Raw genomic sequence first — 6,271 nt, 5'->3', positions numbered from 1 at the left:
TTGTTTTAGGCGGAAAGTCCGAAAAAAGTGAAGCGAAAAAAAGTATTGATGAAATCGTTGCGTCTTCTGTTGATGTAGAAGAGATCACAACAAATTTAAAGTCTGATAACATTATCCGTCTTGCTATTAAACTTGAAACTGATTCTGATAAATCAAAAGAAGAACTTGAGAAACGTGATTTCCAAGTGAAAGACGCTGTTATATCACTGCTGGCTGATACGAATGCTGATCAGATTGAGGGAGACAAGGGAAAAGAAACCTTTAAGAAGGAACTAAAAGATAAAATAAATAGCTACCTCCAAGAAGGAAAAGTAGAAAAAGTGTATATTACCTCCTTTAATCTGCAATAAAGCATAATTTGACAGAATACGGAGGTGAGGAAAATGTCAGGAGAAGTTCTCTCCCAAAATGAAATAGATGCACTGCTTTCTGCAATATCAACAGGTGAAATGGACGCTGAAGAGCTGAAAAAAGAAGAAAAAGAGAAGAAAGTCAAGGTTTATGATTTCAAACGTGCGCTGCGGTTTTCTAAGGATCAGATCCGCAGTTTAACGAGAATTCATGACAATTTTGCAAGACTTCTTACCACTCATTTTTCTGCTCAGCTCAGAACCTATATTCACATATCTGTCAGTTCTGTTGATCAGGTTCCGTATGAGGAATTTATCAGATCGATTCCAAACATGACGATTCTAAATCTATTTGATGTTCATCCGATGGAAGGAAGAATTATGATGGAGGTCAACCCCACGATAGCTTATACGATGATGGATCGAGTCATGGGCGGGATTGGAATCAGTCATAACAAGGTTGACAGTTTGACAGAAATTGAAACAAAAATCATTTCTAATTTATTTGAAAATGCACTGGGTAATTATAAAGAAGCTTGGCAGTCAATTGCTGATATTGAACCGGAAATGACTGAGTTTGAAGTGAATCCGCAATTTGTTCAGATGGTATCTCCTAATGAAACAGTCGTGGTGATCTCGCTCAATACTCAAATTGGTGAAATCAGCGGTGTCATTAATCTCTGTATCCCGCATATCGTACTCGAGCCGCTCATACCGAAGCTTTCAGTCCACTATTGGATGCAATCAGACCGAAATGAGCCCAAGCCTGAGGAAACAAAGTCGCTTGAAAAACGTATCATGACAGCACAAATACCTGTCGTGGCCGAGCTCGGCACATCTGAACTGACGATAGAAGAGTTTTTAAGTTTAGAAGTCGGAGACTGCATAACTTTGGACAAATCAGTCACGGATCCTCTTACTGTATTGGTCGGAGATAAGCCGAAATTTTTAGGACAAGCCGGCCGGGTGAATCGAAAACAGGCAGTGCAAATTTTAGATCACGACATAAGAGGTGAACAAGATGGAGAATAATAGATTATCTCAAGATGAGATTGACGCGCTTCTTAACGGTACTGGCAGCACGCTTGATGAGCCAGAGGTTCCGGAAGTAGATGACTTATCGGAAATGGAGCGTGATGCGATCGGTGAAATCGGTAATATTTCATTCGGCAGTTCTGCGACAGCACTGTCAACGCTTTTAAATCAAAAGGTCGATATTACGACTCCAAGCGTAACGGTCATTCCAAGAAGTAAAATCAGCGATGCGTTTCCTGAACCGTATGTAGCGATTGAAGTGAATTATACGGAGGGCTTCAGCGGAAGCAACCTGTTAGTTGTGGAACAAAGTGACGCGGCGATCATTGCTGACTTAATGATCGGGGGAGACGGAAAAGGTGCGGACCCTTCACTGGGTGAAATCCATTTAAGTGCTGTTCAAGAAGCAATGAACCAAATGATGGGATCGGCTGCCACATCAATGTCTACTGTATTCAGTAAAAAAATTGATATTTCGCCTCCTCGGGTTGAATTGCTGGATGTTACTGAAGAAAAGGGTACAGACCGTATTCCTGATGATGAAATGCTGGTGAAAGTTTCTTTCAACTTAAAGGTGGGAGAATTAATAGACTCCAGCATTATGCAGCTTTACCCATTGACATTTGCGAAAGATTTAATTTCAAGCCTTATGAACTCAGAAAGTGCAGAGAAAGAAGAAACGGTGCAGCCTGAAGTTACATACGAACAGCCGAAAGAGCCTGTGACGCCAGAGCCGCGTATTGAACCGAAGCAACAGCAGCCGCCGCCAAAAAGGCAGGGAACAGCAAAAAAAGCAGCGCCAGTTCAGGTTTCACCGGTGGAATTTTCAGCGTTTGATCCAAACGAAGCTGTACAAGCCCCTATTCATAATCTGGATATGCTTTTGGATATCCCGCTTTCGATTACTGTTGAGCTTGGCAGAACGAAGAGAAGCGTAAAAGAGATTTTAGAGCTTTCTGCCGGAAGTATTATCGAGCTTGATAAATTAGCCGGTGAGCCTGTAGATATTTTAGTTAATCAGCGTATCGTTGCCAAAGGCGAGGTCGTTGTCATTGAAGAAAACTTCGGAGTGAGAGTCACTGACATTTTAAGCCAGGCAGAGCGCATTAATAATTTAAAATAACGAAACACAAGGAGAGAGATAGATTATGGCACATAGAATTTTAATTGTAGATGACGCAGCATTTATGCGAATGATGATTAAAGATATTTTAGTTAAAAATGGTTTTGAAGTTGTGGCGGAAGCTGAAAATGGAGCACAAGCGGTAGAGAAATATAAAGAGCATTCACCTGACCTTGTTACTATGGATATCACGATGCCAGAAATGGATGGTATTACAGCATTAAAAGAAATTAAACAAATTGATGCGCAGGCAAGAATCATCATGTGTTCTGCTATGGGACAGCAATCAATGGTTATTGATGCCATTCAGGCCGGCGCTAAGGATTTCATTGTGAAACCTTTCCAGGCTGACCGTGTGCTTGAAGCAATCAACAAAACATTAAGTTAAAGGGTGTACGACTGTTGAAAAAGAGTCAATACTTTATCGTTTTTATTTGTTTTTTCGTTTTATTCAGTGTACATCCGATTGCTGCTGCCGCGGCAGACTCTGATAATTCAACTGTAAACGAATGGTTTCAAAAGAAAGATGAAAAAACTGCAGATAAGTCAGAACAAAAGAAAGAAAAAACAACAAAAACTGCTGATGAGACGGAGGGAGCGGCTGCTCCTTCTGTCTCAGCTTTTGATTTTGTAAAGATGATTTTCGCTTTACTGTTTGTTATCGTGCTGATTTACGGGCTGGTTAAGCTCATGAACAAAAGAAATCGGCTCCTAAAGCCTTTTCAATATGTTGAAAATATTGGCGGCACATCGGTCGGTCAGAACAGATCCATACAATTGATCAAGGTCGGGAAAAGTGTGCTCGTCGTCGGTGTAGGAGAGACGATCCAGCTGCTGAAAGAAATTGAGGATGAAAAAGAGATTGAAGTCATTCTCAGTCAGCATGAAGAGGCAATGTCAAGCAAAATAGAGTGGCAAAAGTTTGTGAAGCCGCTTAAGAGTTCTGAACATCAGCCGCAGCAAAAACTGCCTTCATTTTCAAAAGCATTAAAAGAGCAACTTGAAGAGTTAAAACAAAACCGTTCTGAAGGAAAGAAGAAAGGCCCACGTCATCATGAATGAGTTTATAAATATTTTCAGTTCAAGCGATCCGGAAAACGTAAGTTCAACTGTTAAATTACTATTATTGTTAACTGTATTTTCAGTGGCGCCTGGAATATTGATTCTTATGACTTGTTTTACTCGCATCGTCATTGTTCTGTCATTTGTCAGAACTTCACTTGCGACGCAATCTATGCCCCCAAACCAGGTTCTTATCGGGCTTGCGCTGTTTTTAACATTTTTTATTATGGCTCCTACTTTTTCAGAAATTAATAAAGAAGCGCTGACCCCATTAATGGACAACAAAATCAGCTTGGATGAAGCGTATACGAAAGCTGAGGAACCGATTAAAGAATTTATGAGTAAACACACAAGGCAGAAGGATCTGGCGCTGTTTATGAATTACGCGAAAATGGATAAACCTGAATCATTAAAGGATATTCCGTTAACAACAATGGTTCCGGCTTTTGCCATATCGGAGCTTAAAACAGCATTTCAAATAGGTTTTATGATTTTTATCCCTTTTTTAATTATAGATATGGTAGTGGCGAGCGTCTTGATGTCAATGGGAATGATGATGCTGCCTCCAGTTATGATTTCTCTGCCCTTTAAAATATTACTTTTTGTTTTGGTAGACGGCTGGTATTTAATTGTGAAATCTTTGCTTCAGAGCTTTTAGGGTAGGTGCTAAACGTGAGTTCAGAATTTGTAATTTCTATGGCGGAAAAAGCCGTATACGTAACGCTGATGATCAGCGGGCCATTATTGGCTATTGCTTTACTGGTCGGTTTAATTGTCAGCATATTTCAGGCGACAACTCAAATCCAGGAACAGACTTTGGCGTTTATTCCGAAAATCGTGGCGGTTCTCCTGGCTCTCATTTTTTTTGGTCCGTGGATGCTGTCGACGATTCTTTCATTTACAACAGAGCTGTTTTCTAATTTAAATCGTTTTGCAGGGTAATGTAGAGATGAATTCAATTATTGACTTATTTCCTGCTTTTTTATTGGTTTTTATTAGAATCTCTGCTTTTTTTGTAACGATTCCGCTATTTGGACATCGAAATGTGCCAGCTGTTCATCGCATAGGTTTTGCTTTTTTTCTTGCGGTCATTTGTTTCAGCACCATTGATAAACCGCCCTCTTTGGAGATAGATGAGCACTATATGCTTTTGGCGTTTAAAGAAGCTTTGGTCGGCCTATGTCTGGGTTTAATTGCTTATATGATGATTGCCGCAGTGCAGATTGCCGGCTCGTTTATTGATTTTCAAATGGGATTTTCAATAGCAAACGTTATTGATCCGCAAACCGGTGCACAAAGTCCGTTGATTGGCCAGTTTATCTATACGATGGCACTTTTGTTTATGCTGAGTGTCAATGCCCACCATTTGTTGCTGGATGGTATTTACTACAGCTTTCAATATATTTCAGTTGATCAGGCATTTCCGAATTTCGGCGATGAAAAGTTTGCCTATTTTATTGCAAAAAGCTTTAATGCAATGTTTATTATCGCTTTTCAAATGTCAGCGCCGGTTGTGGCCAGCTTGTTTCTAGTTGATTTAGCATTAGGTATCGTGGCTCGAACTGTTCCGCAGTTAAATGTATTTGTGGTCGGTCTGCCTTTAAAGATCGCTGTCAGTTTCATCATGCTCATTGTATGTATGTCCGTTATCTTCGTCGTTGTCCGGAATGTTTTCAGCTTAACGATTGAAACGATGCGGAATCTTTTAGCATTGGTCGGTGTTTCTTAATGAAGCTTAGAGTTGACCTGCAGTTTTTTGCGGGAGAGAAGACAGAAAAAGCCACTCCGAAAAAACGGAAGGATACGCGAAAAAAGGGGCAGGTAGCCAAAAGCTCGGATGTCAATACTGCCGTTTCTTTACTGGTAATATTCCTTTCGCTTATTGCAATTGGTCCGTATATGAGAGACAGGCTGCTGTCATTCATAGAAACATTTTATACCGAATCGCTCACAATGAAGCTCTCAGAATCAAATGTGCATACATTGTTTGTCAGCTTATTAAAGGATATGGGCATGATACTCGCACCGATCTTGCTTGTTGCTCTTGTTGCAGGAGTCGTAAGCAACTATATGCAGGTTGGGTTCTTATTTTCTGCTGAAGTGATACAGCCTAAGCTTGAAAAACTGGATCCGATCAAAGGCTTTAAACGAATATACAGTATGAGGGCGATTGTGGAGCTGATTAAATCAATTTTGAAAATCGTAGTCGTTGGTTTTGCGGCTTTTGCTGTGCTTTGGCTGCATTATGGAGAAATTCTCCGGCTTCCTCTCCTGACACCCGAAGAGGCACTTTCTTTTGTTTCAAAACTCACTTTGTGGATGGGACTAAGCGGTGCAGGTGCATTGTTGATTCTTGCGGGTCTCGACTATTTATATCAGAGATTTGACTATGAGAAAAATATCAAAATGTCAAAACAAGATATAAAAGATGAGTACAAAAAATCTGAAGGAGACCCGATTATCAAGTCTAAAATTAAACAAAGACAGCGGGAAATGGCGATGAGGCGGATGATGCAGGAAGTTCCAAAAGCAGATGTCATTATCACAAACCCGACTCACTATGCGATTGCTTTGAAATATGATGAAGAAAAAATGGACGCACCTTATATTGTTGCAAAAGGCGTCGACCACCTTGCGTGAAAAATAAGGAAAATTGCTAAAGAGCATGATGTAATTATGGTAGAAAACAGACCGCTTGCCC

Annotated in this window: 8 protein-coding genes and 1 pseudogene; all 9 read left to right on the top strand. The window is 40.3% G+C overall.

The window, feature by feature from the left end:
- The coding region (gene fliL, locus RAC86_RS33765) for a flagellar basal body-associated protein FliL (protein ID WP_377886560.1) at positions 1 to 350 on the top strand (350 nt) is incomplete at its 5' end.
- Between the two features lie 33 nt (positions 351 to 383).
- Positions 384 to 1,382, top strand: a complete 999-nt coding sequence (fliM, locus tag RAC86_RS33760; RefSeq protein WP_003220879.1) for a flagellar motor switch protein FliM — start codon at positions 384 to 386, stop codon at positions 1,380 to 1,382.
- Entirely contained in the window at positions 1,372 to 2,508 is a 1,137-nt protein-coding gene (gene fliY, locus RAC86_RS33755; protein ID WP_326145172.1) for a flagellar motor switch phosphatase FliY, read from the top strand. Before fliM ends, fliY begins: the two co-directional genes overlap by 11 nt.
- 25 nt (positions 2,509 to 2,533) lie before the next feature.
- Positions 2,534 to 2,896 (top strand): chemotaxis protein CheY, encoded by a 363-nt coding sequence (cheY, locus tag RAC86_RS33750; RefSeq protein WP_014476812.1) that lies wholly within the window; start codon positions 2,534 to 2,536, stop codon positions 2,894 to 2,896.
- Positions 2,897 to 2,910: 14 nt separating this feature from the next.
- On the top strand, positions 2,911 to 3,570 hold the full coding sequence (fliZ, locus tag RAC86_RS33745; protein ID WP_017694876.1) for a flagella biosynthesis regulatory protein FliZ: 660 nt from the start codon (positions 2,911 to 2,913) through the stop codon (positions 3,568 to 3,570).
- Positions 3,563 to 4,228, top strand: coding sequence for a flagellar type III secretion system pore protein FliP (gene fliP, locus RAC86_RS33740; protein WP_003245692.1), 666 nt, complete (start codon positions 3,563 to 3,565; stop codon positions 4,226 to 4,228). Before fliZ ends, fliP begins: the two co-directional genes overlap by 8 nt.
- Before the next feature lie 14 nt (positions 4,229 to 4,242).
- A complete protein-coding gene (gene fliQ / locus RAC86_RS33735; protein ID WP_003220888.1) occupies positions 4,243 to 4,512 on the top strand; it encodes a flagellar biosynthesis protein FliQ in 270 nt (89 codons plus the stop codon).
- A gap of 7 nt (positions 4,513 to 4,519) precedes the next feature.
- Positions 4,520 to 5,299 (top strand): flagellar biosynthetic protein FliR, encoded by a 780-nt coding sequence (gene fliR / locus RAC86_RS33730; protein ID WP_003245510.1) that lies wholly within the window; start codon positions 4,520 to 4,522, stop codon positions 5,297 to 5,299.
- Positions 5,299 to 6,271, top strand: a pseudogene (flhB, locus tag RAC86_RS33725) (flagellar biosynthesis protein FlhB); the annotation flags it as partial. The gene fliR and the pseudogene flhB, both read left to right, overlap by 1 nt.

The sequence above is a fragment of the Bacillus sp. LR_5 genome (assembly GCF_042709275.1).
The sequence above is the reverse complement of the archived record's forward strand: the minus strand, read 5'-3'. Positions and strand labels throughout refer to the sequence as shown.